This is a genomic window from Rhizobium sp. 01L410, assembly GCF_056400165.1.
On record NZ_JBFTST010000002.1, the window covers coordinates 508,705 to 532,331 of the forward strand.

A 23,627-nucleotide genomic window follows, 5' to 3' on the forward strand; every position below is an offset into this window, starting at 1 on the left:
GATGACGATGATGGCCGGTGCGATGGTTCACGATGTGGAAGCGTTCATACGCCGCAATCTTGAGCTTCGCCCGGCACCATCAGTCCCGGAGATCGCTCTCTATGCCGCCCATCCGGCAAGCCGCCTCGGCCGCCTGCCGGGCAGTGGTGGCGAGCCGCCATACTGGGCCTATCATTGGGCCGGCGGCAGCGCACTTGCCCGTCATATTCTCGACAATCCAGATGTCGTCAGCGGCCGCACGGTGATCGATCTCGGCTGCGGCTCCGGCATCGTTGCGATAGCGGCGGCGAAAGGGGGCGCGTCTCTTGTGACCGCCATTGATACCGACCGCTATGCGATCGCTGTCACGGCGCTCAACGCGCAGGCAAACGGCGTCGTGATCGATATCCTCCAGGCTGACATTCTCGGGGACCCATCACCTTCGGCCGATCTCATCCTTGCCGGCGATCTGTTCTACAATCGCAGCCTCGCGCGCAGGACGTTGCCTTTCCTGCAGCGCTGCACAGCGGTGGGCATTTCGGTGCTGATCGGTGATCCCGGCCGCAAGACGCTGCCGCGCAGCAGGCTGACTGCCGTCGCTGAATACAGGGTCGCGGATTTCGGGGAAGGCGAGGCGAGCGGCGGTATCTACAGGCTCGCGAAGTGAACGGCGCCCGCGTGCAGGCGCCGCTCGATAAATTCACACGGCGCGCGTCAGGCCGCCGTCGACGCGCAGGTTCTGGCCGGTGATGTAGGCGGCGCCGTCGGAGGCCAGGAAGGCGATGGTGGCGGCGATTTCCTCGCTGGTGCCGTAACGCTTCATCGGCACGCTGTCACGGCGCTCTTCCGTCGCAGGCAGGCTGTCGATCCAGCCGGGCAGCACGTTGTTCATGCGGATGTTGTCGCCGGCATAGGTCTCGGCGAAGATCTTCGTGAAGGAGGCCAGACCGGCGCGGAACACTGCCGAGGTCGGGAACATCGCGCTCGGCTCGAAGGCCCAGGCCGTCGAGATGTTGATGATGGCGCCCGACTTCTGCTTCTGCAAGTGCGGCGTGACGAGGCGCGCTGGGCGGATGACGTTCATCAGATAGACGTCCATGCCGCGATGCCAATCTTCATCGGTAATCTCGAGGATCGGCGCGCGCGGGCCGTGGCCGGCGCTGTTGACGAGGACGTCGATGCGGCCCCATTCGGAGACCGCACGATCGACCAGCTTGCGGAGATCGTCGTTCGACTGGTTCGAGCCGGTGACGCCGAAACCGCCGAGTTCCCGGGCAAGCTCTTCGCCTTTTCCAGACGAGGACAGGATCGCCACCTTGTAACCATCCTCAGCTAGGCGCTTTGCGGCCGCGGCACCCATGCCGCTACCGCCCGCCGTCACCAGTGCTACCTTATCAACCGACATGCATGCCTCCATTGCAGACGCGCACCGGACTGGCCGGCGCGCCGTTATATGACGGCAGCCGTGATATCATCCCGGTTCTGCAAAGGCGAGCGCTGCAACGGCTACATTGCGAGCCGGAAGCGCATATCCTCAGGTTCGCCGTTCCGCTCGAAGCGGACAACCAGCTCATCCAGTGCAACGCCGATATCGGCATCGGTCCAGCCCTGGCTTTTCAGACGCAGGAAGATCTCCTGCATGCGGAGCCGCAGGAACACGGCGAGATCGGGATCGGAATCTTTAATCGAACGCATGGCTCTACTCTGAAATCCTCGAAACACGGCTGCAGAAAGAAACGGGCTCGCCACGCGAAACAGGAGGCGAGCCCCTGCCCTCGCAGGTCCGCCGACTTGCATCAGGCACCCGCCAAGACGGCGGGTATAGAATTGAAGGTTCGGAGGCGGATCGGACGCCTCATCGTCAAGTAACCATAAGACGGCATGCGTGTCGCGTGACGCGGCCGTGACACGACCTTTGCGCGAAAGCATCGCTTTTACCTGCATCCTACTGATCTGAAACGGGTCACTCTACGTAATCCCCGCCGAGAACGAGAGACATATTCATGCGGGTATTGATTATCGGATTGGGACTATTGGCAATCATTGCATGGGCCGCAGCCTTCTACATGACATCAGGCGCCTTCTGAAAACCCGCCTTGCGGGTCAGTGTGCTGCGCCCCTTGGGACGATCGACGGCGCGGAAATCGCCATCAATGCGCCTTGCGGAAAAATAGATGATATGTCATTTATTGTGATATCATCGGATATCGCTTCATGCCTCCAGAACACGAAAAGATTGCCGCCACCTTCGGTGCATTGGTGGCGCAGACGGCGCGATTGTGGCGCCGGGCTGCCGACCAGCGGCTGCAGCCCTTCGGTCTGACGGAAGCCACATGGCTGCCGCTGCTGCGGATCTCCCGCTCGGAGGTGCCGATGCATCAAAGAGCGCTCGCGGCATCACTTTCGCTCGATAATTCCTCGGTCGTCCGGCTCATCGACAATCTGGAAACGGCTGGCCTAGTCGAACGCCAGGAGGGCGAGGACCGGCGTTCGAAGGCGATCGTTCTGACCGAGGCCGGGCGGCATACGGTGATCGATGTCGAGTGCATCGCCCAGGGCGTCCGCGAAGAAGCGCTCGCCGGTCTCTCCAAGGCCGACATCGAGACGGCCTTCCGCGTGCTCGAGCATATTTCGAGCGTCTTTTCCCGCAACGGCGAGGAGCCGACACCGTGAATTCTCATCCTGGCCGCATGGCCGGCGCCGAACCGCTGACTGCCCGTAAGACCGTTCCCGTCTGGCTTTTGGCGCTGGTTACCTTCAGCGGCACGCTTGCCATGCATATTTTCGTGCCCGCCTTGCCTGCAGCCGCGACAAATCTTGGGGCGAGCATTGGCGAGATGCAGATGACGGTCAGCCTCTATATTTTCGGACTTGCCGTCGGCCAGTTGATCTACGGACCGCTTTCCGACCGCTATGGACGGCGGCCCGTGCTGATGAGCGGGCTGGTGCTTTACACGCTGGCGGGGTTCGCCGCGCTGTTTTCACCAGGCGTCCACGCGTTGATCGTTGCGCGGTTGTTTCAGGCGCTTGGCGGATGTGCCGGACTGGTGATCGCCAGGGCTATCGTCCGGGACACCTCGACGGCTGACGACACGGCAAAACGGCTGGCGGTAATGAACCTGATGGTCACGGTCGGTCCTGGCCTGGCGCCGATCGCCGGCGGGGCGCTGGCCGCGACACTCGGCTGGCGGTCGATCTTCGTCGCCTTATGCGCGCTCGGCGTTCTCAACATGCTGATGACCTGGAAGATGGTGCCGGAAACCGGCAGGCGCAATGTAGAAGCATCGATGAAATCGCTGAGCCGCGATTATCTCGGTCTGCTTCGCTCGCCCGCCTTCGTCGGTTACGCCATTGGCGGCGGCTGCGCCACGACATCGATGTATGCCTTCACGGCCGCCGCGCCGTTCATCGTCATCAACGAATTGCACCGGCCGGCGACCGAGGTCGGCATCTGCCTCGCGCTGTTGATCTTCGGCTATTGGATCGGCAGCATGATCGCCACGCGGCTGATCGGCAGGATTGCCATGAAGCCGCTGATGCTCGTTTCCAATCTCGTCAGCATCGCGGCTGCGATCGCCTTCTTCGGGCTGGCGGCAACCGGCGAGCTTGGCCTGCTGCAGATGATGGCGGCGATCATGGTTTATACGATCGGGGCAGGGGTGGCATCGCCGAATGCGCTGACGCTTGCCGTCAGCGTCAATCCGAAGGTCACCGGCTCAGCCTCGGGACTCTATGGAGCCACACAGATGGCCGTCGGAGCTGTTTGCACTGCGCTTGCAGGCATCGGCGGCGATCCGGGCTTTGCCGCAGCGAGTGTCATTCTCGGCGCCAGCCTGTTGGCGCAGAGCTGCTTCTGGATCGGCGTGAAAGCCAGCCGGGTCAGGGCAGAAGCGCCGGCCGCAGCAGCATGACGGGGCAGGGCGCGCCGGCCTCAAGCGCGGGCGCATTCGGCGGCCGGATGATCAGGCAATCGGCCTGCGCGAAGATCTTCATCATCGACGAATCCTGCTTGCCGAAAGGCCGTGCACGACGCGTACCATCCGCTGACATCTCAAAGCTGGCCCGAACATAATCCTGCCGGTGATCGTTAGCCGCGAGATCGACCGCTGCCTCGACGATCGCTTCGCGTTTGACCGGTGGCAGCGAGGCGAGCTTGCGCAGCAGTGGTTCGAGGAAGAGCAGGGCGCAGACCAGGCTCGAGACCGGATTTCCGGGCAGACCGAGGACATGGATCCGGCCGAGGCTTCCGACCATCAGCGGCTTGCCGGGACGCATGGCGATACGCCAGAAATCGAGCTGCATGCCTGCCGCTATCAGCGTTGCCTGCACGAGGTCGTGATCGCCGACCGATGCGCCGCCAAGCGTGACGATAACATCGGCGCCGGCGCCCTCGGCCCTGCGTACGGCCTCAGTGATGGCTATGCTATCATCCGGCACGATGCCGAGATCGAGCACCTCGCCACCGGCATTGCGCACGAGCGCGGCAATGCCGAAGCCGCTCGAGGCAACGATCTGCGAAGGGCCGGGCGTGCCGCCGGGTGCCAGCATTTCATCGCCCGTTGCAAGGATCGCCACCAGCGGCTTGCGCAGAACCGGGATTTCGGCATGATTCATGCCGGCCGCGACCGTCAGCCGTGTGAAATCCATGACAGTGCCTGATGTGAGAACCGTTTCGCCGAGACGGAAATCCTGCCCGCGGGGGCGGATATGCTGGTTTTCGCGAACCGGAAACTTGGTGCGGATGCCCCCATCGATCTTTTCGGCGTCCTCCTGAAGCAAAACGCTGTCGGCACTATCAGGCACAGGGGCACCGGTGAAGATGCGGACGGCTTCGCCATCACCAATCGCGCCGTCGAATGCATGCCCGGCCGACGAGGTGCCGACGACGCGAAGTTCGGCACCCGGCTCGGGCGCATCCGCTCGGCGAAGCGCATAGCCATCCATGGCGGAAGAGTTGAAGGGCGGCTGCGTCAGCCGTGCAGCAAGATCGCCCGCCAGCACGCGCCCATCGGCGGCGGCGAGCGGCACGGTCTGCGTATCGGCGATCGGCGAGGCGCTGCTGAGCAGGCGTGCCTGCGCATCCTCGACCGGCAACAGGCTCATGATTGCGCCTCCGGGTGACGGAAGTCGCCGGACTTGCCGCCCGACTTTTCCAACAGCCTGACGCCGCCGATTTCCATCGCCTTGTCAGCGGCTTTCGCCATGTCGTAGATCGTCAGGCACGCGACCGACACGGCGGTCAGCGCCTCCATCTCGACGCCTGTCTTGCCGGTCAGCTTCGCCGTCGCAGTGACCCTGAGGCCCGGAAGCGCTGCATCTTCGGTGATATTGACACTGACCTTGGTCAGCATCAGCGGATGGCAGAGCGGAATGAGGTTTGCCGTCTGCTTGGCCGCCATGATGCCTGCCAGCCGGGCCGTTCCGATGACGTCGCCCTTCTTGGCATTGCCGTCGCGGATCAGCGCCAGAGTTTCCGGAGACATCCGGATATAGCCTTCGGCAGTGGCAATGCGCACGGTCTCGGCCTTGCCGCTGACATCGACCATATGCGCCTCACCGGCGGCATCGATGTGGGTAAGGCCGGGCTTGGCGCCGCTCATGTCATTCAGCCGCGATTGCCGCTTCGCCGAAGAGAAGCGCGCGGGTGGCCGCCGTGACGTCATCCTTGCGCATCAGGCTTTCGCCGACGAGGAAGGTATTGATGTTGAAGGCCTGAAGGCGCTTGCAATCGGCATTGATGAAGATGCCGCTCTCGCCGACCAGCAGCTTGTCCGAAGGCACCATCGCCGAAAGCTTCTCGCTGACGGTCAGGCTGACTTCGAATGTGCGCAGATTGCGGTTGTTGATGCCAAGGAGCGGGGACGAGAGCTTCAGCGCCCGCTCCGTATCCTCTTCGTCGTGGACCTCGACTAGGACATCCATACCGAGCGCAAAGGCTTCGTCCTGTAGACGCTCCGCATCGCTGTCCGTCAGCGAGGCCATGATCAGCAGGATGCAGTCGGCGCCCCAGGCGCGGGCTTCGTGGACCTGATAGGTCTCGAACATGAAATCCTTGCGCAGCGCCGGTAGCGCGCAGGCAGCACGCGCCGCTGTCAGGAATTCCGGTGCGCCCTGAAAGCTTGGCGTATCCGTCAGCACGGACAGGCAGGCAGCCCCACCGTCCTCATAGGCCTTTGCCAGGGCCGGCGGATCGAAATCCGGGCGGATGAGGCCCTTGGATGGGCTTGCCTTCTTGATCTCGGCGATCAGTCCGTAGAGCCCTGCATCGCGCTTGGCGACCAGCGCCTTGTGAAAGCCGCGCGGCGCCGATTGGCCTGCCTGCATTGCCTTGAGATCGGCGAGCGAGACCTTGGCCTTGGCGGCGGCGATTTCCTCGCGCTTGTAAGTCTCGATCTTCTTCAGGATATCGGTCATCGGTCGATCCTAGTCGATGTCGTTGGAAACGGCGATGAGTTTGTCGAGCGCGGCCGCGGTTGCGCCGCTATCGAGCGATTCCTTTGCCAGCGTCATACCCTTGGCGATCGTCTCGGCCTTGCCGGCGACGACGAGCGAGGCGGCGGCATTGGCGAGCGCGATATCGCGGTAGGCATTCCTGGCACCGCCGAGGACGTCGCGGAGTGCCGCAGCATTGACGACACCATCCCCGCCCTTCAGGGCAGAGAGCGTGCAGGGCGAGACACCGAAATCGGCAGGTGACAGCTCGAAGCTGCGGATCTTGCCATTCTCGAGCGCTGCGACACTGGTCTTGCCGGTCGTGGTGATTTCATCGAGACCATCACCATGGACGACCCAGACGCTTTCGGAGCCGAGATCGCGCATGACTTCGGCCAGCGGCAGCACCCACTGCTCGGCGAAGACGCCGAGCAGCTGGCGGCGGACGCCTGCGGGGTTGGTCAGCGGGCCGAGCAGATTGAAGATCGTGCGCGTGCCGAGTTCGACGCGCGATGGCCCGACGTGACGCATGGCCGAGTGATGCTGCTGCGCGAACATGAAGCCAACGCCGGCTTCAGCGATGCAGCGCGAAATCACGTCCGGCGAAATCTCCAGCTTGACGCCGAGAGCGGCCAGACTGTCCGACGCGCCAGACTTGGAACTCAGAGCACGATTGCCATGCTTGGCAACCGGGACGCCGGCACCGGCGACGATCAACGCCGCCAGTGTCGAGATGTTGTAGGTGCCGCTGCCGTCGCCACCGGTGCCGACGATATCGATGGCATCGGCGGGCGCTTCGACGCGCAGCATCTTCGAACGCATCGTCGTGGCGGCGCCGACGATCTCATCGACCGTCTCGCCGCGCACGCGCAGCGCCATCAGGAAGCCGCCGATCTGCGAGGGGGTCGCCTGGCCCGACATCAGGATGTCGAACGCCTGGCGGGCCTCGTCGCGCGTCAGGGGCTCGCGGCTTGCGGCCTTGGCCAGAAGCGGCTTCAGATCGGTCATGCGCTAAAGCTCCTCCTAGCGAACGGTTGCCTGATCGGCGAGCGTCTGGTTGATCGAGGCGCTGTACTGCGTCTGCAGCAGGGTGACCATCTGGTCGAGGATGTCATCGCCGGCCGCATTGGCGACTGCTGCGATCTGCGCATCCTGGTTGTTCAGCGCATCGGTCGTCGGATCGGTGTTGACGTTGGTGACCTTCAGCAGGATCTGCGTGGTCGCGTCGGCGCCGACGGCATTGGCAACGGTGTCGGCCGGACCGCTGAAGGCAGCGCTGACGCCGCCGCGGCCGAGAACGGCATCGTCGGTGGTGCGGCTCACGCCGCTCTTGCTTTCGACGGCAATGCCGAGCGGTGCCGCGATATCGGCAAGCGACTTGCCCTTCTGCGCTTCCTGCTTCAGCTCCTCGGCCTTCTTGGCAAGTTCCAGCTTCTGCTGTTCTGCCGTCCAGTCGGCAACCGCCTTGTCGCGAATTTCGGCAAGCGGGCGCTCGCGCTCCGGCGTGACTTCGCGGACGTCGAACCAGACGTAACCGTCATTGCCGAGCGCAAGTGCGACCGGCTGGGTACCGGGCTCGGTCTTGAACGCTTCGCCGAGCAGCTGCTGTTTTGACGGGATGTCCTTGATCTCGTTGCCGTCCTTGTCTGCACCGGTGGCGTCGATCGCATCGACGACGACGGCCTTGAGCTTCAGCTCTTTGGCGATGTCTTCGAGTGACTGACCGGCGCTGCGCATGTCTTCGATATGATCGTGGACGTTGATGACTTCCTGCGAAGCGTTGACCAGCGCCAGCTGCTTGCGGATGTCTTCCTTGACCTCGTCGAGCGTCTTGACGGTTTCAGGCTTGATATTGGTGATGCGCAGGATCACCGGACCGAAGGCACCATCGACGACCGGCGTCGTACCGCCATTCTTGGTGACGGCGAAAGCAGCCTCGGCAACCGACTGATCGGGAACCTTGTCCTTGGTGAAATCGCCGAGAAGGACGTCGGTCGCGGTCTTGCCCTGGTCGGTGACAAGCTGATCGAATGTTGTGCCGCTCTTCAGCGCCGTCTGTGCGGCGGCGGCGAGGTCCTTGTTGGCGAAGGTCAGCTGTTCGACGGTACGCGTCTCGGGCGTGCGGAAGGTTTCCTTGCGCTTGTCGAAATCTTCGCGGATCTGATCGTCGGTCACCGTCGCGACGTCGGCGATATCAGCCGATTCGAGCTTAAGGTAGGCGACCTTGCGGTATTCAGGCGCGCGGTAGCGGGCCTTCACGCCATCGAACCACTTGGACAGCACATCGTCAGCAGGCGCCTTGATCGGTTCGATATTGGCGTTGGTGAGAAGCAGATAATCGATGTCGCGGCTTTCCTGACGGTAAAGCTTGAGCGCGTCGACCAGGGCGGCTGGCGCCTTGAAGCCGTTGGAGACGGCATCTACGATCTGGCTGCGGACGGCGACCTTGCTGCGCTCGTTGATATAGTCGGCCTCAGGGATGCCCGCATTGCGCAGGCGCGATGTGAAGAGGCTACGGTCGAACTTGCCGCTGACATCCTTGAAAGCTGGATCGTCGCCGATCAGCTGGGCAAGGCGGTCTTCGGAGAGGCCGAGATTCATGTCTGCGGCCAGCTGATCAAGCGAAGCGCCGGCAACCAGCTGCGCAATCGTCTGCTGCTCGACGCCAAAGGCCTTGGCCTGCTCCGGGGTCAGGCGCATGCCGAACTGCTGGCTGAGGCTGGCGACCTGGCGCTGATAGGCGAGGCGGAACTCGTTGACGTCCACTTTCTGATCGCCGACCGTCACGACTGTCGTGCTCGAACCGCCGCCGATCAGCTCACGGGAAATACCCCAGATGCCGAAAGACGCGACCAGGAGAAGCATGAGGAGCTTGGCGACCCAGGTCTGGGCAGCTCTTCTCAGGATATGGAACATCGAAACGCAAACCTCGCATTAGATTCCGCCCATTCACGGGCAAAGCTTTCGACGTTCCTTAGAGCAAAGTAAGGCGGAAATGAAGCGCTATCCGACGAAAACATGACAGCATCCGGAATGGATTTGCGGCGCTTGCGACAGGCAACAAAAGCACACCGGTACCGGAACCTTTCCGGCCCTCACTTCGTTGTTGCGGCATCCGGAAAAATAGGAGCAGACAATGGCCGAACTGAAAACCGCCTCCGCCCAATCGACAGCCGCGCGCGTCAAGGCAGATATCGCCGCCGATGATCTTTCTGCGCAGGTCGCAGCCTTGCGCGAGGATCTGGCCCGTCTTTCGGAAAGTGTCGTCGCCTTGGGGCAGGGCGCCAAGAGCGCCGTGACCGACGAAGCGTCGGTGATGACGGAAAAGGTGCGCGACAAGGTGCGCGAGGAACCGATTTTCGCTCTCACCGTCACGGCCGGCATTGCCTATGTGTTCGGACTGATGAGCCGCCGTTGACGATTGCGAGACAACAAAAAAGCCGGGAGCAAAACTCCCGGCTTTTTTGCGTTCAAATTCCGTGCGCTCAGCGCCGGACCATCCGGCCGATCGCGATCAGCAGGCAGGCGCCGACGAAACCGGTGATAAGATATCCGAGCCAGCCGGCCAGCGGCTGGATATGCAGAAGGCCGAGGATGAAATTGGCAACGATGGCGCCGATGATGCCCAGAATGATATTCATGAACACGCCCATGTTGCTGTTCATGAATTTCTCGGCGAGCCAGCCGGCAAGGCCGCCAATGATAATTGCCGCAATCCAGCCGACACTCTGATCTTCCATAATGATTTCCCTCCTAAGAAAACAACTAAATGAACGCGGAAACTGCAGAAAGGTTCCGTCCCGGTCAGGGCTGCAACAGCGTGACAGGCATATGCAATGCATGCGTGAGCAGCTGGAACAGAAGGCCAGACAACGCCAGGATCGCAAAGCCCAGCGGCATGATCAAACTCTTACTCGACATTTTTACTCACTCCCTTTGCCGATCGAGAATAGATCATCGGCAAAGGGCGGCAAGGTAAATATTAACGGATAGTTAAGCATAAAATTTGAATGAATCGGCGACGATGAAACCGTTTTTTACTTCGCCACGTAAAATATTCCAGGTTGCAAAATTAACGTGCCGTTAATGCATATTAGTGATCATCGATCTATAGCAACCTGGAGGAGACTCAGATGCGTCATTCACATCTCATGGAACATCTCGAAGCCGCTCGAAAGATTGCGGAAGCAGACAATGAAATGTTCGTCGCCTACTTGATAAAAATCGCTAAAGAGGCGGCGCGCAAGCAAGACAAGATGCCGCGCGACAAGCAGGCGATTGCCGCTTGAGACGGTTGCAGCCATAGACAGAAGTGTCCGGAAATACGACGACAGAGCCAAGATTACCGGGCCGCTGAAGCCTTCCACTAGCACTCTGACGAGGCCTCCCGGATCGAAAGGACCAAAATCTCTTTCGATCCGGCAACTTTTGCGGGTTCTCCAGGGCGGCGAAAGTCAAGCGTTATCCAACCGTTCGGGACCGCATTATCCGATAGCGCAGCGCGATTACTGACCGCAGGCGGCAGATTTGCCAGGACTGACGACGTTTCCATCGGCATCGTGCGCAGCCTTCCGCGCAGATCTCCGTTCGCTACGGCAGTCGTTCACGTCGGTGCTGGAGTTCGAATCCCCGCTATTGATGGTGCTGTTCGTCGCGCTGGGATCAATCGTTCCGGGCTGCGCTTTGTCAGTGTCTCCAACGCGGCTACGATCATTAGTGCCGCTCACGCGTGAACCTGAGATCGTCCCGATCGACGAACCGGAGGCGCTCGCGCCGTCCGCAGACACGTTACCGGACTGGGCGAGGGCAAACGTCGCAAGACCCAGCGAGAGAACGACAATGGCTGTAACTTTCTTCAGCACGGACTTCCTCCCTATGCATCGTCAGATGCTCTCCCAACAGCTGACGACCCAAGATGTTCCGCACGCCTGATGGGACAGGTGGGCGCGCTTCCCGCAGCACAGATTTTTATGTCCGGCCCTTGCATTGCAACGCGGCTTTGCGTCATAAGGCGCTCGAAGGAAGAGTGTCCGAGTGGTTTAAGGAACCGGTCTTGAAAACCGGCGTGCGGGAAACCGTACCGTGGGTTCGAATCCCACCTCTTCCGCCACAACCATATGATTGTGTTTGGCAAATTCTGTTGACGAGTTTTCTGGAATTCCCAAGGCTCCCGCAACATTGTCAACATATTCTGCAACAATGCTGCAACTGCAGACGTGTTGCAGAATGCCCGATTTGCTACTGCAGGCTGGAATCGGCGCTTGACCCGTGCGCAAAAGGCGCTGAGCATGAAAAAACCGCCATCGACGGGCTGGAACCCTCAGGCGGTTTTTTAGGTGCGAGTTCATGTTGACCGACAGCGAGACTGCAGTAAAGCCCCGTCACTTTAGCCGGTGACCCGCAGGCTGGGAGATACCCCAGCCAAGTCCCAGGACGAGCGCGCCCAACGGCGTCAACAAATTTGGAAGCCCCGCGCCCTTGCGGACGAAGTTTGGCAAGGCCGGGATCGCGATCGCGCCCTTCGTCTGTCATGGCGTTGCAACGAATATCAGTTTGCCAAGCGCCTGGACCTTCCGCTTGCGGGGTCGGCGAAGAATGTGCGGGCGATGATCTCCGTGGCCGTCGATGCCGTTCACACGGCGCTCCATTTTCCCGAGCTTCGCGTCTCCTGTTCCCGCCGCAATGGCTGGTGGCATGAGACACGGCGCTACCGCGATGCCGATTTCACCTACTATAACGTCGTGCCGGCGATCGATGCCCTTCTGGACGCTGGAATTCTGGTCGACTACGACCTACAGCCCGCAGGCCGATCCACAGGCGTCCAGTCGAGCTACCGGCCCGCCCCATGGCTCGCGGAGATCGCATTGCCAGACCTGCGCTATGAGGTCGGCGAGGTCATCCGAATGAAAGACGTCGAGGGGCGCTTGGTGGATTACCGCGACAATGACAGGACGCGGCGTGATCGCGCCATGCTCGCGAAGATCAATCGCAGCCTCGCAGAAGCCGACATCGGCCTCGATGTTCCCGCAGCCATTCGGGACAGTAATGCGATCCGCCTCGACGGCTATGCCGTGTTCCCTAAGATGACATCTCTGTACAGGGTCTACAAAGGCGGATGGGATCGCGGCGGACGGTTCTACGGCGGATGGTGGCAATCGTGCCGAAAGGCGCATCGGCAACACCTAACTATCGACGGCCAACGCACCGTCGAACTGGACTATCAGCAAATCCATCCCCGCCTGCTCTATGGCATTGCCGGGCGACATCTGGAAGGAGATGCCTACACCATTTCCGGATGGGATCGCGATGTTGTCAAGAAAGCTTTCAATACCCTTCTGAACACACAGGACTTCAAGGAGGCGCGGGGCGCGATCGCCAAGAATCTGGGCACTGACCGCGACACTGCAGAATGGCTGATCCTCGATATCACGATGCGGCACCCGGAGATCAAATCCTATTTCCATAGCGGAGTCGGCATGTCGCTCCAGAATATCGATTCTGAAATCTGTCGTCAGGTTCTCGTGCAGATGTATCGAAATGGCATCGTGGCGCTTCCCGTCCATGATTCCTTTATCGTCGCGGAACAGCACGAGGACACACTTTCGCAGGTTATGCGGACGACGTTCGACACGGTCGCGAAAACAGCCAAAAAACTATTCTGAAACATGAGGATAGTACAGTTATAGACTACAAGCGGCCCCGTGAGGGGCCGCTGTCCTTGGAGGCTTCTTTCTCCGTCAGCGTATATACGGTCACCGATATCACTGGCGCATTCGGGTCATAGGATATGCCAAGGCGTTCCGTCGTAACCCGCTGGGTTCCAATGGACGTAAAACGTCGGATTGTGGCCCGCCAGATGCGTAAACAGGACTGGCATGGGCGGACGTCATACCGTGCTGCCACCCCATCTGACGCCCTTACCTGAGCCAAAGCATAGTGAGGTTAAACTTGACCCAAGCTTTTGCCGACCAGACCCTTCGATAGCGGCGCGATTATTTGAAGCCGCCTAAGCCAGGAGGGAAGTATATGAAGATGTCAGGCCAAGCTCTCAGCATGGGTGCCGTGGAACTCTCGAGCGACTTGAAGGAAGCGGATGGCGCATGGAAACTCGCGCGGCTTGACGCTATCGCACGGATGGATGATCCCGCAATCCGTGAAAACAATCGGTATGTCTTGCGACACATGGTCGGCAACTCGGACGACTATGATGACGGCGGGTTTCTGCTCACCTTCAGCTCCATGGTCTTATTGAAAGACGCCGCGTGGCAAAGAGGGAAATTGGACGCGCAATCCGAAGCCATCAGGTCGGGATACATCCGCGATCCAAGAACTGGAATGCTCTGGAGTTTACACGCCGTACCGTCCGACAGGGAATAGTCTGTCGGACGTCCACGTTCATGGAAGATTACGGCCCGTCAGCAACGGATAAACGTCTCGAATGGGTCCGACATCGTTTTCGGCGCTGGACCCCATCTGGCGGGCCTAGAAACCGCAAATTCAGCCATACGGAATAAAGGTGCTCATTGGCGCTGGCCTAGTCCCGGACATGGTTTCATATCCGGGGTGCGGGATGATAATGGGCGTTACGATCCGTCAAGTTGTCGCCGTCGCGGCCGAGGCTCGGCTTCGCCTGCGCCCGCACCACCCGCTCGGCGAAACTGGACGGCTCTTCACTCTTACGCAGGATCGTTCGATTTTCGAACTGATGCCGATGGTTCGAAAGTCGAACGGATGATGGAAGTTCGAAAATCGAATGAACGCTTAAATTACCCAACCACGGTGACCATCATGTACAAACACTTCATATTTCGGCTCGTGATGTCCCCGCGACAGCCCATCTTTCGACATTCGAAATGAGCGTTTCGAGATTCGAAGTGAATGGTTCGAGTTTCGATCTATTCCTTTCGAAGTTCGACACATGGAAGTCCGCCATCGACACGGTTCCAAACAGTTCGAATCCCGAAGCATATTTGCGCCGGCAGAATCCCCAGCCCATCATTTCCTCAGACAACAGAGAGGGAAAGAGCCAGCAATGGCGTGTGTCCTCACACGCCCTGGTCAGGGGGAGCAAAACTCCCCCGTGAACCCCCTCGGCCCCTATGCGGGGCTGTAGATGGGAGATACGCATGCGCGCGAGGATTGTCCGGGTTCGAACTACCGACACCGAGTTCTCGAAAATGAAGGACATCGCAATCGCGCGGGGTCTTTCGATTTCCCAACTGGTTCGTCGGGCGGCCCTCGGCATCCGCATGCCCGCCCGGACTTTCGACGCCAGCCATGCCGTCTTACTTGCCCAGACGTTGGGTGCAATGGGCCGCGTCGGCGGGAACCTGAACCAGTTAGTGAGGCTCGCTAACTCGGGACGGATCGTGGGGCACCATGGCGAACTCTCCCGCATCCTCGCCGATATCGATGCCCTTCGATCCCGTCTCCGGAAACTCCTGACATGATCGTGCAGACGACGCGCATCCGTCGCGACGGCGGCGTTCGGTACCTTGCCCGCCACCTTCTGGACAAGGTTGCCGAGAACGAATGTATCGACGTCCTCGCAGGAGACCGGCAGGCGCTGGACGATGCCCATGTGCTCGCAACGGTGAAAGGCTGCCGTTACAGCGTCCGCCACCTTTCAGTTTCGCCCGAACGCGCGATGTCGCCCGCACAGTTGTCGGCCTTTATCCGGGCGATCGATACAGAGTTCAGGATCGGCGGAGATCGCCCGCGCCTCGTCGTCCGACACGTCAAGGAAGGACGCGCGCACTTCCATGTCGCGGTGGCCGAGGTTGATCCTATCACCCTCCGGGTTCTCGATTGCCGCAACGATTTCGCCCGCCTTGAAGCCGTCGCTCGTCAATACGAGGCCGAACACGGGGAATTAGTTCAGCCGGCACGTGCCGAAAGACGTCGCCGCAGGACGGAGGGGTTTTCGGACGTCGCTCGGAAACGGGCCGAGCGTGAAAACCAAGACTTCGATCGGACGGCACTCAAGGCAGCCTTTGCCCTTGGACGCGCAGCCTTCCACCTAGAATTGGATCGTCAGCGGCTCGTCATCGCGGAGGGTGACAAGGGCCCCATCCTTACGACGACCAATGGCGCGTTCGTTGCCGCCGGCTGTCGCGCGGTCGGTGTCCGACGTGCCGAGTTCCAGAATTTCATGAAAACGGAGTCCCGCTATGAACAACTTATCGGAAGCCAGAGCGGACGTCCTGGCCATCGTCGCGAGCACGGAAACGTCTGTAGCGCGCCTCCTGCCGCTTCTCTCGTTGCTCGAAACGCCGGAGCAGCCCGACCGGCTCGGTCAAATGCTGGAGGTGCTGCACCTGATCTTGAACATGCAACACCAACAAGCCGTGGTCTTGAAATCCTGCGCCGAACGGCTCGACCGGTTGACGCGTCGGTAGCCGCTGGGCGACGTCGGGAACGACTAGAGCTTTACCGCATCGGAAAGATGGACCTCGACGACCTGTTGCGGCGCGCGCGAGACCTCGCCGCATGGATGACGTCTCTTTTCGAGCCGCAGACCGTGCGTCTGGTCCGACAGATCGCCGATGTCCGGAAGCGGAAATCATTTCCGCCCAACGAACCAAGCCAAGCACCGATTCCCTCTTACAGCTATCTACGGAGACCTTTTCAATGAAAGACGCCAGTTCCCAAAAGAGACGTCGCCGCCGGTCGTGTTACGATCGGCTCCGGATGCATATGATCGAGCGCCGCCGCACTAGGCACGTCAACCCGGCGCAATCCGCCGCGCTACAGCTTCTGGCGTTGTTTTCGTTCGCCTTGCGACGTGCCTCGTCAACGACGCTACCGCCGCCACGTTATGTAGCACCGCCGATGTCGCCACGCCACGCTCAGCGTCTTGATTTGGCACGACGCCTCGACGTCGCGCCCCGTTACGTTGATATCGTGTTGTCGCAAGGTGCGGTCCCTTATGCCCGACTGTTCGAAGACGTCCGCCGCGGCGGCATCGCCCGTCGAGACGCCATGTCGGAACTTCGGAAACGTGTCCCCGAGGCATCGGTAGATTGGCTGAACCATATCGAACGGTGGAACCTCTGGTCTGAGCTCTTAAAGCGCCACGCCAGACAAGACACCGAGGAAGACACTGAAGTTTACATCCTGACATCCACTCTCGCATGGCTCGATCAAAGAGCCAGCAAGGACGATAGCCCATCACTTTGTGTTGCCACGCCTGGAGTCGATGGGGGAGCGTCGGGAAGGGTGTCTGGGCGGTAACGTCAACACCCTAGCGCGCTGGGAGCCTCGTAGGCCACCAATATTGAATTCGGATGAAGCTTGGTCATCCACTATCAAGTTGCGACGCTCGCGGACAAAGAAGGGCGACGGCGAGGCAACCCGATGTCTCAGCGACGGTTTGCAACCCGCTCCGGGATTCGCAAGACGCAAAAGTGTTGAAATCAGCAGTGCCCACTTGAAGCTGGATAAATTCTTATAATAGATGCCTTTAAGTACCGTTGAGGGATATATGCTAGATCGCGCGCTTTACACAGACAGCAACACCCAAGCTCACTATACCAATCGTGGCGGGATTGCCGATTTCATGGGCGCACTTCTGGGCCCTGTCGAGCGAAAAGCGCTCTTGGAACCAGCCGTAGGAAAAGGCGCGTTTTTGGCCCACCTTAGAGGTACACCAGCCAAAATTGATGCTATCGACATAGACGTATCGGCTCTTGAGCACATCAAGGCAGCCTACCATGGAGCAATCAATCTAATTCACGGCGACTTCATCCAGCTGGCAACAGAAGAAGGCCTATTTCGTCCATCAATCTTGAGCCGTTATGATGCCGTTATCAGTAACCCTCCCTATGGCTTGAAGTTTTCGAAAGACTTCAGACGCGCCTTGAAAGAGAAACTTCCGGGATTCTATGTGAGGGAATCTTATGGATTGTTTTTAAAGCTATCGTTGGAGCGATTGGTCGATGATGGTCGATATGTATTCATTGTACCAGATACATTTCTGAGTAGTAACAACCACCTACCACTTCGAAAGTTTCTCGTTGAGCAATTTAGCCCGTCGCATATCGTTCTCTTTCGGTCTCGTTTATTCGAGACCGTTCAATTTGGGTACGGGAGTTTTTGCATCATTGCGGGTGATCGGCGACAAGCCGCTCAGGACGTTCAATGGGCAGATTTTCGGAACGAGACTGCGCTTCCAAACATAGAAAAAGTGGCGTGGGAAACAGAGGGGGCAAGTGAATTTGTCTCCAATACTGGCACGGGGTGGGTGCCTCCATCAAAAAGACGGGCATCCAAGACAAGCCATTCGGTGACCCTTGGAGATATAGCGGAGTGCAGGACGGGGATTTACACTGGCGACAACAATGCCTTCCTCGGCTTTGATCCCTTGAGGCTCCAGCGCAGGGCCAATGGACATCCGATTAATTGGCACGAAGAAGTAAGACTTATCGAGCCGACAGAAGATGAAAAAGCAAACGGATTTTTGAACCCATCCTATGTCCCATTGGTTCGCGGTGGACATCGCGAACCGTTTGAGCAGACATTCTGGGCGATCAAATGGAATCGTGACGCCGTCGAACACTACAGGACAAATAAAAAAGCAAGACTACAGAACGCGCGCTTTTACTTCCGTGAAGGTATTGCCCTGCCAATGGTTACCAGTGGACGATTAACCGCGTCTTATATGAACAACTCGGTCTTCGATCAGGGCGTTGTGGGCGTGTTTCCTGAGAATCCCGACCTTCTGTCGTTCCTATTGCTGTACCTCAATTCAACCCATGTCACGAAAGTTCTAAAAGAGACGATCAATCCGAGCGCGAACAACTCCGCGCGCTACATTTCTCGCATACCGCTTCCAGAAGGGTACATGGAAATGGGCAACAACAATGAGGCGTTTAGGCAAATCCTACTCATACCCGATAGGAAACAGCGCCTTCACGCCATTGATGATGCGATCAGTACGCTTCTTACCAATCAAAGTACTTCTTGACCTCATCAATTTCCGACCCAAGACTGCCCCAAAATTCACCTGTAAGATCGTTCTGAAAATCGATCATCTCTTTTCGTAATTTTGAGATGTTCGATCCCGTAAGCTCGTCTATTTTTTCATATGCTTCCACCCCTGTGTGTACTTCCCAGAGCTTCGAGGATCGGATTCGGTTGAGGTAGTTGTTGTTCTGTTTCTGGCGGACGAGAAAGAGCAGGGAAACGTCAGGATCGTATAGCTTGTATGCGCGCCCAACAGCTAGAAGACGAAGCGTGTTTCCCTTCTCGTTGGAGCCAAACCCGCTTTTGAAGTCGATTACACACAATTTCCCATCAAGTTCGAAAACTTCGTCTTCACGCATATTGATAGGGTCGATGAGGCCAATCAAGTTGCTGAAGTCGTTCTTGATCTCCTTAGGCACCGAAGGTTCGACACGCTGATGTATCTTCGACATCACTTCGGCGAAGTCCGGTGCATCTACTCGCGCAACGCCGGTCCGCACTGGATTTTCCCACGCCGACTTGCAAAATCGTTCCCAAAGCTCGCCCATACGGCGAGATAAGGCCATATACTCATAGGGCCAAACCTTGTTTCGGTATTCGAGATTTGCGACTGTGGTGCAATATTCTAGGACAATGAGCTCGTCTTGCTTTGAGAGCGTGGTTGACCCCAACCCTTTCTCAATGATGCGGCGAGCATCAGCGACTACCACATTGACGGCTTTAGCCTTCTTTCTGATGTCGTCCTTCTGTGCGCCGATCCGCTTAACCGGTTCTAAAACCAACTTTTCGAATTCGTGAAAGAAATCGCTCTTTAGCTTACGAACAACGCTCATCTATACCTCGCATCAATTCTGAGACTGAGGTTTCAAGAGCAGTTGCAAGCTTAACGATGTTGATCAAACTGAGATTGCGTTCGCCTCTCTCGACGCCACCGATGTAGGTTCGGTCGAGTTCAGCTCGGTCGGCAAGTACCTCCTGCGACATCGACAACTTCAGTCGAAGCGCTCGAACATTCGCGCCAAATCTCTTGAGAATCGTTTGGTCGTGCTCCTTGGAAACCATACACGCAGAGTTGAGGAATGATGATGATGAGTCGACGGACGATAAGTATCATTGGTGATAGCGCCCGAAACTATCGGTGAGCTTACGCTGGACGTCTGGCGAGAGAATAAGCTAAGAGCAATAACGGCCACGGGCATCCCCAGGTCGTCGCAAGACGATGAGGTGAAGTGGCGTATAACCAATACTGACCAGGCAGCGTTCCAAGCCGGATGTCTTCGAGGAGACTTCTAAGACTTCAGTCCGTCTCACGAAAGTTGGGAACAGCTAGCCTACCGTGGCGTGCATGTCATCGAAGCCTTCGTAATACGAAAAAGGAATAACGCGCTAGTCGGTCAGAGCCCCTTCTATGTCGCAATAGAGTAGATTCGTTTAGGGAGAGCTTTAATTGAGTTGTCGACGCCTTACCTGTTCTCACCGCCAAAGAGCCTCTCGCGCTGCTCTTCTTTCGTAGGGTTGAGATATCGCATCAGAACAGCCACAGTCTTGTGGCCGGACTGCATCATCAGGGTCTTCAGGTCTGCACCATTCGCCGCCATCCGGCTCAGGGCCTCGTGTCGCAAATCATGGATTCTGAGGTCAGGGCAGCCCGCAGCCTCCCGGATTTTCTGCCACTCATGTTCGGCTGAACTTTTCGTCATCTTGAAGACAGTAGCATCGTCAGGCTCGCCTTCGGCTTGCTGAAGGAGCAAGTTGTAGGCACGGCCGGAGAGAGCTACATATCGATGCTCGTCTCCCTTCACGTTCTCCTCCGGGATTACTATGAAGCCGTATTCTCGCCGCACCCAGCCCGCCAGAATGCTTCGAACCTCTCCCGCACGCATGCCCGTGTCCAAGAGGACAGGAAACAACGCTTGCCATTGACGGTTTTGCCAAGTCTCCCCGTTAAGCGCTGACCATATCCGTTCTTCCTCTCCCTGCCGAAGTCTTCGGTCCCTGCCTGCTCCAGGCTGGGGGATACCCCGCCGCCGCTTTCGGATCGACGCTATTGGATTTGACGTCTGGACAGACTTTTCATGGATCAACCATTCGTAAACTGCGCTGATGGTGTTGAGGTTGTTCCGGATTGTGGAAGCTGCCTTTCCGTCCTCCTTCCGGGCATCGCGATAGGTCACGAAATCGTCGACCGAAAGTTCACGGACGGTCTTCTGTCCGAAGTTTTCCCGCGCCAGCATGTTCAGCATGGCAACCTCTTGTTCAGCCCCCTTCTTCTCGGGGGTGATCTTGTCACGATAGTCCTCAATGGCATCCTTGAACGGACGATCGAGATAGCCCTTCGATGTTCCCGGTTTCGAGTCGAGCCGCGGGTCTTTCCAGGTGCCGAGGCGCATCGCAGACTCTGTTGCATCGATCCAGACTTGGGCGTCGCGCTTGCTCTTGAAGGTGTTCGATATCGACCGAGACTTGCAGGGGCCTTTGAAACTGTCTGGAAGGCGCGCCGTAACCGTCCATTTCCCCGCTCGCTTCGTAATGCTCGCCATGCCGGTTTTACCCATTTTCTGCAACAATGCCGCAACGTATCGCAGAAACAACGAAAAAATGCAAGTTAATCAATCAATTTCCACCGGTCTTGAAAACCGGCGTGCGGGAAACCGTACCGTGGGTTCGAATCCCACCTCTTCCGCCATATGTCTCGCCACGCGAAACACCCCTGATTTAACCATCCGTAAACCATAACGATTAAAATTACCGCTACCGCCGCGATATTGTTCGCAAATTCGGCACATTGGCCACACAATTAAAGTCTCGTTAGGTGCAGGGGCGTAGGCAGGGTTGGTCCGATTTAGGGCACTTGCTTAACCATAACGATCTTTGGCGGCGTGGGACATATGAAGTTGGAATACGGGGCGGCGTCTTTCGCAACGGGTGCGCGGTGGCTGGCGCTGGCAGCGATGTGCGCTGCGGTGACGGCATGCGGAACAACGTCTCAGGCGCCGAAGAAGCGCGCCCACGGGAAGGAATATTTCTCCGAGAAGGAATATGGCGTCAAAGCCAGCCCGCGCGTCGTCGAGGGCGGACCGATCCCGAAGGGGGGCGGGCGCTATCTCGTCGGCAATCCCTACCAGGTCAAAGGCAAGTGGTATTATCCCAAGGAAGACTTTTCCTATAGCAAGACGGGTGTGGCCTCCTGGTACGGCTCGGCCTTTCACGGCCGCCTGACCGCCAACGGCGAGGTCTACGACCAGCTGTCGATTTCTGCCGCGCATCCGACCTTTCCGCTGCCAAGCTATGCGCGCGTCACCAATATCGAGAACGGCTCGTCGATCGTCGTGCGCGTCAACGACCGCGGACCGTATCACGAGGGCCGGATCATCGACCTTTCAAACAAGACGGCCGATCTCCTCGACATGAAGCATAGCGGCACCGGTCGCGTTCGCGTTCAGTACGTCGGCAAGGCGCGCATGGACGGTCATGACATGCCTTATCTGATGGCATCCTACGTGCCAAAGGGCAGCCGTATTCCGGCCGTCGATCCGGGCGGGCAGATTGCCAGTGGCGTGATGGTCGCCTCCAATGACCGCCGCATTACCAGCGATCAGCTGCAGAGCCTGGGAACGCTGACGGCGCCGCAGACGTCACGCGTGCCTGTGCCGATGTCCGCCACGGCTTATGGCGGCGCAACGCCGAGCGCTCGCTACAATGCGGCACCCGCACCGGCGCCATCGGCTTTCGGCACGCTCAGCGCGCCGCAGGGTATGGGCGAAATGATCGTACTGCCGGAAATCGGCCCCGTTCCCTACGAGCGTCCCTATGGCTGGGGGCAGGGGTCTCTGGCGATGGGCTATCAGGAAGACGGCGTTCGGACCGTGACAGTGCCGATCGCGTTCGATGCTGTGATGGTTCGCAACGACGGCCTGACTGAGGAATCGATCCTTGCGTCTTTCAAACGCCAGCAGGCAAAGCAGCCGGCGCGCTAAGACGCCGATTGCGGCAGGCCGCCGCTATCACTAACCTCCAGAATCGATTTCGCGCCAGGGGTTTGCAATGCTGAAGCGTCTCATCGGTTTTTGCGCGGTCGTGCTGTCGGCCGCTTCATCTGCTGCTGCCGCCGAGCCCGCGCCCGCAGGCTTCGTCACCAAGGCGGCGCAGGCCTATATGATTGAGGCTTCGACGGGCACGGTGCTGCTTGCCAAGAACGAGGATCAGGCGTTTTCGCCGGCGTCGCTCGCCAAGCTGATGACGATGGATATCGTCTTTGCGTCGCTGAAGGGCGGCGAGATCACCCTCGACACCGACTATCCGGTCTCCGAATATGCCTGGCGCACCGGCGGTGCGCCGTCGCGTTCGGCGACGATGTTTGCGGCCTTGAAGAGCCGCGTGCGCGTCGAAGACCTGGTCAAGGGCGTCGCGATCCAGGGCGCCAATGACGGCTGCATCATTCTGGCCGAGGGCATGAGCGGCACCGAGGAGAATTTCGCCTCGGCGATGACGCGCCGGGCGCAGACGCTCGGGATGACGAAGAGCATCTTCGGAAACTCGACCGGTCTGCCGGATGGCAAGAGCAAGACGACGGCGCGGGACATGGTGACGCTGGCTGCGGATCTGCAACAGACCTATCCGGCCTATTATCCCTATTTCGCCCAGGCCGACTTCGAATGGAACAAGATCTTCCAGCGCAATCGCAACCCGTTGCTCGGACTGGGGCTCGGCGCCGACGGTCTGGCGACCGGCTTTGCCGAGGGCGAAGGCTTCTCGATCGTCGCCTCGGTCGAGCGCGACGGCAAACGGCTGTTCCTGGCGCTCGGCGGCATCGCCTCCGACAAGGAGCGGACCGACGAGGCAAAGCGTATTCTCGAATGGGGTCTGACCAGCTTCGAAACGCGGCAGATCTTCGCCGAGAAAGAAGTCGTCGGTTCGGCGAGCGTCTATGGCGGACAATCGGGCCATGTCGATCTCGTGGCCAGGACGCCTGTCAGCGTCTATATCCCGGTCAGCAATCCGGACCGGCTGGCGGCGAGGATCATCTATCGCTGGCCGCTGACGGCGCCGGTCGCAGCTGACGCCGAAGCCGGGACGCTGGTGATTTCTGCCGGCGGCCGGGTGCTGCGCGAGGTGCCGCTCTATACGGTGCAGACTATCGCGGTGGGATCGCTGACCAGCCGGGCTGTCGATGCCCTGGTCGAACTCGGCGAATCGATGTTCTTCTCCTGGCTATGGGACAAAGCCGAGCCCACCTGAAGGCCGCATTCTGC

Annotated in this window: 24 protein-coding genes, 1 tRNA gene and 1 pseudogene; 14 read left to right on the forward strand and 12 right to left on the reverse strand. The window is 59.1% G+C overall.

What is annotated here, in order from left to right; translation table 11 throughout:
- Window position 1: 1 nt before the first annotated feature.
- Entirely contained in the window at window positions 2–646 is a 645-nt protein-coding gene (locus tag AC1DV9_RS07040; RefSeq protein WP_477946903.1) for a class I SAM-dependent methyltransferase, read from the forward strand.
- Between the two features lie 33 nt (window positions 647–679).
- Here the strand turns inward: AC1DV9_RS07040 and AC1DV9_RS07045 are convergent, their stop codons facing one another.
- Together AC1DV9_RS07045 and AC1DV9_RS07050 are read right to left on the reverse strand one after the other, a co-directional pair.
- Window positions 680–1,384 carry an SDR family oxidoreductase gene (locus tag AC1DV9_RS07045; RefSeq protein ID WP_477946905.1) on the reverse strand — a complete coding sequence of 235 codons (705 nt, stop codon included), beginning with the start codon at window positions 1,382–1,384 and terminating at the stop codon, window positions 680–682.
- A gap of 101 nt (window positions 1,385–1,485) precedes the next feature.
- Entirely contained in the window at window positions 1,486–1,674 is a 189-nt protein-coding gene (locus AC1DV9_RS07050; protein ID WP_112387367.1) for a hypothetical protein, read from the reverse strand.
- 519 nt (window positions 1,675–2,193) lie between these two features.
- On the opposite strand from AC1DV9_RS07050, the gene AC1DV9_RS07055 reads away from it, so the two are divergent.
- Together AC1DV9_RS07055 and AC1DV9_RS07060 are read left to right on the forward strand one after the other, a co-directional pair.
- Entirely contained in the window at window positions 2,194–2,652 is a 459-nt protein-coding gene (locus tag AC1DV9_RS07055; protein ID WP_477946906.1) for a MarR family winged helix-turn-helix transcriptional regulator, read from the forward strand.
- The gene (locus tag AC1DV9_RS07060; protein ID WP_477946908.1) at window positions 2,649–3,890 is read left to right on the forward strand and encodes a multidrug effflux MFS transporter; all 1,242 of its coding nucleotides are present in this window, start codon (window positions 2,649–2,651) and stop codon (window positions 3,888–3,890) included. Before AC1DV9_RS07055 ends, AC1DV9_RS07060 begins: the two co-directional genes overlap by 4 nt.
- On the opposite strand, the gene AC1DV9_RS07065 is transcribed toward AC1DV9_RS07060, so the two are convergent.
- From AC1DV9_RS07065 to AC1DV9_RS07085, 5 genes are read right to left on the reverse strand one after another with little or no spacing between them, the layout of a single operon-like run.
- Complete coding sequence (locus AC1DV9_RS07065) at window positions 3,859–5,082, reverse strand: molybdopterin molybdotransferase MoeA (RefSeq protein ID WP_477946910.1); 1,224 nt, start codon at window positions 5,080–5,082, stop codon at window positions 3,859–3,861. The genes AC1DV9_RS07060 and AC1DV9_RS07065 overlap by 32 nt on opposite strands.
- On the reverse strand, window positions 5,079–5,579 hold the full coding sequence (gene moaC / locus AC1DV9_RS07070) for a cyclic pyranopterin monophosphate synthase MoaC (RefSeq protein ID WP_477946912.1): 501 nt from the start codon (window positions 5,577–5,579) through the stop codon (window positions 5,079–5,081). The genes AC1DV9_RS07065 and moaC overlap by 4 nt, the downstream gene beginning before the upstream one ends.
- A gap of 1 nt (window position 5,580) precedes the next feature.
- Complete coding sequence (trpC, locus tag AC1DV9_RS07075; RefSeq protein ID WP_477946914.1) at window positions 5,581–6,393, reverse strand: indole-3-glycerol phosphate synthase TrpC; 813 nt, start codon at window positions 6,391–6,393, stop codon at window positions 5,581–5,583.
- A gap of 9 nt (window positions 6,394–6,402) precedes the next feature.
- Complete coding sequence (gene trpD, locus AC1DV9_RS07080) at window positions 6,403–7,419, reverse strand: anthranilate phosphoribosyltransferase (RefSeq protein ID WP_477942907.1); 1,017 nt, start codon at window positions 7,417–7,419, stop codon at window positions 6,403–6,405.
- A 15-nt stretch (window positions 7,420–7,434) separates the two neighbouring features.
- Entirely contained in the window at window positions 7,435–9,327 is a 1,893-nt protein-coding gene (locus tag AC1DV9_RS07085; RefSeq protein WP_477946915.1) for a peptidylprolyl isomerase, read from the reverse strand.
- Between the two features lie 220 nt (window positions 9,328–9,547).
- On the opposite strand from AC1DV9_RS07085, the gene AC1DV9_RS07090 reads away from it, so the two are divergent.
- Window positions 9,548–9,829 (forward strand): hypothetical protein, encoded by a 282-nt coding sequence (locus AC1DV9_RS07090; protein WP_477946917.1) that lies wholly within the window; start codon window positions 9,548–9,550, stop codon window positions 9,827–9,829.
- Between the two features lie 67 nt (window positions 9,830–9,896).
- On the opposite strand, the gene AC1DV9_RS07095 is transcribed toward AC1DV9_RS07090, so the two are convergent.
- Window positions 9,897–10,151, reverse strand: a complete 255-nt coding sequence (locus AC1DV9_RS07095; RefSeq protein ID WP_112387376.1) for a GlsB/YeaQ/YmgE family stress response membrane protein — start codon at window positions 10,149–10,151, stop codon at window positions 9,897–9,899.
- Window positions 10,152–10,544: 393 nt separating this feature from the next.
- On the opposite strand from AC1DV9_RS07095, the gene AC1DV9_RS07100 reads away from it, so the two are divergent.
- Window positions 10,545–10,700: a hypothetical protein gene (locus AC1DV9_RS07100; RefSeq protein ID WP_477942903.1), complete on the forward strand. Its 156-nt coding sequence runs from the start codon at window positions 10,545–10,547 to the stop codon at window positions 10,698–10,700.
- A 216-nt stretch (window positions 10,701–10,916) separates the two neighbouring features.
- Here the strand turns inward: AC1DV9_RS07100 and AC1DV9_RS07105 are convergent, their stop codons facing one another.
- Complete coding sequence (locus AC1DV9_RS07105; RefSeq protein WP_477946919.1) at window positions 10,917–11,273, reverse strand: hypothetical protein; 357 nt, start codon at window positions 11,271–11,273, stop codon at window positions 10,917–10,919.
- A gap of 158 nt (window positions 11,274–11,431) precedes the next feature.
- Here AC1DV9_RS07105 and AC1DV9_RS07110 point away from each other — a divergent pair.
- From AC1DV9_RS07110 to AC1DV9_RS07135, 6 genes are all read left to right on the forward strand, one after another.
- A tRNA-Ser gene (locus tag AC1DV9_RS07110) sits at window positions 11,432–11,521 on the forward strand.
- 283 nt (window positions 11,522–11,804) lie between these two features.
- Window positions 11,805–13,073, forward strand: coding sequence for a hypothetical protein (locus AC1DV9_RS07115; RefSeq protein ID WP_477946920.1), 1,269 nt, complete (start codon window positions 11,805–11,807; stop codon window positions 13,071–13,073).
- A 364-nt stretch (window positions 13,074–13,437) separates the two neighbouring features.
- Window positions 13,438–13,788, forward strand: coding sequence for a hypothetical protein (locus AC1DV9_RS07120; protein WP_477946922.1), 351 nt, complete (start codon window positions 13,438–13,440; stop codon window positions 13,786–13,788).
- A 749-nt stretch (window positions 13,789–14,537) separates the two neighbouring features.
- Window positions 14,538–14,861, forward strand: a complete 324-nt coding sequence (locus AC1DV9_RS07125) for a plasmid mobilization protein (protein WP_477946924.1) — start codon at window positions 14,538–14,540, stop codon at window positions 14,859–14,861.
- Complete coding sequence (locus AC1DV9_RS07130) at window positions 14,858–16,045, forward strand: relaxase/mobilization nuclease domain-containing protein (RefSeq protein ID WP_477946926.1); 1,188 nt, start codon at window positions 14,858–14,860, stop codon at window positions 16,043–16,045. Before AC1DV9_RS07125 ends, AC1DV9_RS07130 begins: the two co-directional genes overlap by 4 nt.
- An 849-nt stretch (window positions 16,046–16,894) precedes the next feature.
- Window positions 16,895–18,376 (forward strand): Eco57I restriction-modification methylase domain-containing protein, encoded by a 1,482-nt coding sequence (locus AC1DV9_RS07135; RefSeq protein ID WP_477946928.1) that lies wholly within the window; start codon window positions 16,895–16,897, stop codon window positions 18,374–18,376.
- Here the strand turns inward: AC1DV9_RS07135 and AC1DV9_RS07140 are convergent.
- Window positions 18,354–19,208 (reverse strand): hypothetical protein, encoded by an 855-nt coding sequence (locus tag AC1DV9_RS07140; protein ID WP_477946930.1) that lies wholly within the window; start codon window positions 19,206–19,208, stop codon window positions 18,354–18,356. The two genes, AC1DV9_RS07135 and AC1DV9_RS07140, sit on opposite strands and share 23 nt — an antisense overlap.
- Window positions 19,192–19,437, reverse strand: a complete 246-nt coding sequence (locus tag AC1DV9_RS07145) for a helix-turn-helix domain-containing protein (RefSeq protein ID WP_477946931.1) — start codon at window positions 19,435–19,437, stop codon at window positions 19,192–19,194. Before AC1DV9_RS07145 ends, AC1DV9_RS07140 begins: the two co-directional genes overlap by 17 nt.
- A gap of 255 nt (window positions 19,438–19,692) precedes the next feature.
- Here AC1DV9_RS07145 and AC1DV9_RS07150 point away from each other — a divergent pair.
- A pseudogene (locus AC1DV9_RS07150) lies at window positions 19,693–19,800 on the forward strand (hypothetical protein); the annotation flags it as partial.
- Window positions 19,801–19,838: 38 nt separating this feature from the next.
- On the opposite strand, the gene AC1DV9_RS07155 reads toward AC1DV9_RS07150, so the two are convergent.
- Window positions 19,839–20,915, reverse strand: coding sequence for a tyrosine-type recombinase/integrase (locus tag AC1DV9_RS07155; RefSeq protein ID WP_477946933.1), 1,077 nt, complete (start codon window positions 20,913–20,915; stop codon window positions 19,839–19,841).
- A gap of 348 nt (window positions 20,916–21,263) precedes the next feature.
- Here AC1DV9_RS07155 and AC1DV9_RS07160 point away from each other — a divergent pair, with 348 nt between their 5' ends.
- On the forward strand, window positions 21,264–22,352 hold the full coding sequence (locus AC1DV9_RS07160) for a septal ring lytic transglycosylase RlpA family protein (protein WP_477946934.1): 1,089 nt from the start codon (window positions 21,264–21,266) through the stop codon (window positions 22,350–22,352).
- Window positions 22,353–22,419: 67 nt separating this feature from the next.
- Window positions 22,420–23,613 (forward strand): D-alanyl-D-alanine carboxypeptidase family protein, encoded by a 1,194-nt coding sequence (locus AC1DV9_RS07165; protein ID WP_477946936.1) that lies wholly within the window; start codon window positions 22,420–22,422, stop codon window positions 23,611–23,613.
- Window positions 23,614–23,627 lie beyond the last annotated feature (14 nt).

Excerpts from the sequence above, each read along its gene's own strand:
- AC1DV9_RS07040 (WP_477946903.1), top strand. The coding sequence starts at position 2 with ATGACGATGATGGCCGGTGCGATGGTTCACGATGTGGAAGCGTTCATA.
- AC1DV9_RS07045 (WP_477946905.1), bottom strand. The coding sequence starts at position 1,384 with ATGTCGGTTGATAAGGTAGCACTGGTGACGGCGGGCGGTAGCGGCATG.
- AC1DV9_RS07050 (WP_112387367.1), bottom strand. The coding sequence starts at position 1,674 with ATGCGTTCGATTAAAGATTCCGATCCCGATCTCGCCGTGTTCCTGCGG.
- AC1DV9_RS07055 (WP_477946906.1), top strand. The coding sequence starts at position 2,194 with ATGCCTCCAGAACACGAAAAGATTGCCGCCACCTTCGGTGCATTGGTG.
- AC1DV9_RS07065 (WP_477946910.1), bottom strand. The coding sequence starts at position 5,082 with ATGAGCCTGTTGCCGGTCGAGGATGCGCAGGCACGCCTGCTCAGCAGC.
- moaC (WP_477946912.1), bottom strand. The coding sequence starts at position 5,579 with ATGAGCGGCGCCAAGCCCGGCCTTACCCACATCGATGCCGCCGGTGAG.
- trpC (WP_477946914.1), bottom strand. The coding sequence starts at position 6,393 with ATGACCGATATCCTGAAGAAGATCGAGACTTACAAGCGCGAGGAAATC.
- trpD (WP_477942907.1), bottom strand. The coding sequence starts at position 7,419 with ATGACCGATCTGAAGCCGCTTCTGGCCAAGGCCGCAAGCCGCGAGCCC.
- AC1DV9_RS07085 (WP_477946915.1), bottom strand. The coding sequence starts at position 9,327 with ATGTTCCATATCCTGAGAAGAGCTGCCCAGACCTGGGTCGCCAAGCTC.
- AC1DV9_RS07090 (WP_477946917.1), top strand. The coding sequence starts at position 9,548 with ATGGCCGAACTGAAAACCGCCTCCGCCCAATCGACAGCCGCGCGCGTC.
- AC1DV9_RS07095 (WP_112387376.1), bottom strand. The coding sequence starts at position 10,151 with ATGGAAGATCAGAGTGTCGGCTGGATTGCGGCAATTATCATTGGCGGC.
- AC1DV9_RS07100 (WP_477942903.1), top strand. The coding sequence starts at position 10,545 with ATGCGTCATTCACATCTCATGGAACATCTCGAAGCCGCTCGAAAGATT.
- AC1DV9_RS07120 (WP_477946922.1), top strand. The coding sequence starts at position 13,438 with ATGAAGATGTCAGGCCAAGCTCTCAGCATGGGTGCCGTGGAACTCTCG.
- AC1DV9_RS07125 (WP_477946924.1), top strand. The coding sequence starts at position 14,538 with ATGCGCGCGAGGATTGTCCGGGTTCGAACTACCGACACCGAGTTCTCG.
- AC1DV9_RS07130 (WP_477946926.1), top strand. The coding sequence starts at position 14,858 with ATGATCGTGCAGACGACGCGCATCCGTCGCGACGGCGGCGTTCGGTAC.
- AC1DV9_RS07135 (WP_477946928.1), top strand. The coding sequence starts at position 16,895 with ATGCTAGATCGCGCGCTTTACACAGACAGCAACACCCAAGCTCACTAT.
- AC1DV9_RS07140 (WP_477946930.1), bottom strand. The coding sequence starts at position 19,208 with ATGAGCGTTGTTCGTAAGCTAAAGAGCGATTTCTTTCACGAATTCGAA.
- AC1DV9_RS07145 (WP_477946931.1), bottom strand. The coding sequence starts at position 19,437 with ATGGTTTCCAAGGAGCACGACCAAACGATTCTCAAGAGATTTGGCGCG.
- AC1DV9_RS07155 (WP_477946933.1), bottom strand. The coding sequence starts at position 20,915 with ATGGCGAGCATTACGAAGCGAGCGGGGAAATGGACGGTTACGGCGCGC.
- AC1DV9_RS07160 (WP_477946934.1), top strand. The coding sequence starts at position 21,264 with ATGAAGTTGGAATACGGGGCGGCGTCTTTCGCAACGGGTGCGCGGTGG.
- AC1DV9_RS07165 (WP_477946936.1), top strand. The coding sequence starts at position 22,420 with ATGCTGAAGCGTCTCATCGGTTTTTGCGCGGTCGTGCTGTCGGCCGCT.